A 686-nucleotide genomic window follows, 5' to 3' on the forward strand; every position below is an offset into this window, starting at 1 on the left:
AGATCGCCCAGGGCCGCCTTGGGCCGGGCCGCATTCACCATTGCATGCGCCTGATCGGCCGCGCCGAGCGCGCGCTGGAGAAGATGTGCCGCCGCTCGCTGAAGCGGGTAGCCTTCGGCCGTCCGGTTGCGGACCAGGGCGTGACCCGCGAGCGCATCGCCAACTCGCGCATCCTGATCGACCAGGCCCGCTTCCTGGTGCTCAACGCCGCCTACATGATGGACACCGTGGGCAACAAGGCCGCCGCCAAGGAAATCGCGATGATCAAGGTGGCCGCGCCCAACATGGCCTGCCAGGTGATCGACTGGGCCATCCAGGCCCACGGCGGCGGCGGCGTCAGCGAGGACTTCGGCCTGGCCCGCGCCTATGCCAGCTCGCGTACCCTGCGCCTGGCCGACGGCCCGGACGAGGTGCATCGCAACGCCATCGCCAAGCTGGAACTGGCGCGCTACAAAGAACGCTGATCGCAGCAAGTTTTAGAGGAAGCCGTATTCATGTCGGACCGTCACCTGGCCTTCTGGCCCAAGAATCAGCCGCGGCACCTGACGCTGCCGCGGACCAACCTGTTCTTCAACGCCGAAGTGTCGGCGGCGCGTTACCCGGACAAGCCCTTCCTGGTGTACTACGACACGCCGGTGACCTTCCTGCAGTTCAAGGAGGAGGCCGAGCGCATCGCCGGCTTCCTG

Annotated in this window: 1 protein-coding gene and 1 pseudogene; both read left to right on the forward strand. The window is 66.9% G+C overall.

Annotated features, from left to right (window positions below; genetic code table 11):
* Positions 1 to 464, forward strand: a 464-nt coding sequence (locus JK635_RS28920) for an acyl-CoA dehydrogenase family protein (protein ID WP_306792970.1), incomplete at its 5' end; no start/stop codon positions are given.
* Positions 465 to 494: 30 nt separating this feature from the next.
* Positions 495 to 686 (forward strand): annotated as a pseudogene (locus JK635_RS28925) (long-chain fatty acid--CoA ligase); the annotation flags it as partial.

The sequence above is a fragment of the Neobacillus paridis genome (assembly GCF_016765675.1).
GTDB lineage: Bacteria > Bacillota > Bacilli > Bacillales > Cytobacillaceae > Neobacillus > Neobacillus paridis.